Annotated in this window: 1 protein-coding gene; it reads right to left on the reverse strand. The window is 72.1% G+C overall.

What is annotated here, in order from left to right:
• Nucleotides 1–58 precede the first annotated feature (58 nt).
• The coding region (locus G6019_RS16785; protein WP_241726125.1) for a Sir2 family NAD-dependent protein deacetylase at nt 59–909 on the reverse strand (851 nt) is incomplete at its 5' end.

The raw sequence follows: 909 nt of genomic DNA on the forward strand, positions 1-909 counted from the left end.
ACGACCTGGTGGCGCTCTAGACCTCGCCGGAGTGCCTGGTCGCTACAGGGCCTTGTCTCTACAGGGCCTGGTCGACGAGGGCGAGCACGTCCACGCAGTCGCCGTCGATCGTCAGGGTGGCCTCTGAGTGCGCCCGGGTGTGGCCGCGATTGATCACGACCACGGGCGTGCCGGTGGTCACCGCACGCCGCACGAACCGGTACCCGGACCGGACGGTGAGAGAGGACCCGACGACGATGACGAGGTCGGACTCGTCGACCAGGTCGTTGGCCGCGGCCACGCGGTGCGCCGGAACGTTCTCCCCGAAGTAGACGATGTCGGGTTTGAGCACTCCCGAACACCGGCGGCAGTCCACCATGCGGAAGTCCGCGGTGTCGGCGAGAACGGCGTCCGCGTCCGGGGCGACCTCGATGGCGCCGCGTGTGGCCACCCGCTCCGCGAACCCGGGGTTGAGGCGGTCGAGCTCCTCGTGCAGTGCCCACCTGCTCTGGCGCAGCCCGCAGTCGAGGCACGTCACCACGGCGTAGGTGCCGTGGAGGTCCACGAGCCGGCGGCTGCCCGCCTTGAGGTGGAGCAGGTCGACGTTCTGGGTGATGACGCCGTGGACCAGCCCCCGGCGCTCCCAGTCGACCAGCAGCGCGTGGGCCGCGTTGGGCCGGGCGGCCTCCATGTGTCGCCAACCCAGGTGATTCCGGGCCCAGTAGTGGCGCCGGAACCCGGGGTCACCGACGAACTGCTGGAAGGTCATGGGGGTCCGGGCGGGGGAGTCGGGGCCGCGGTAGTCGGGGATCCCGGAGGGGGTGGAGATCCCCGCGCCGGTGAGAATCGTGGTGCGCCGGCCCCGCATGAGGTCGGCGACCGCGGCCGCCCGCGCCGACAGGTCCCGGTCCGGATCGGTGCGCGCGGCGG

Origin of the sequence: Dietzia sp. DQ12-76, from assembly GCF_014145045.1 — a bacterium.
In the GTDB taxonomy this organism is placed as follows: Bacteria; Actinomycetota; Actinomycetes; order Mycobacteriales; family Mycobacteriaceae; genus Dietzia.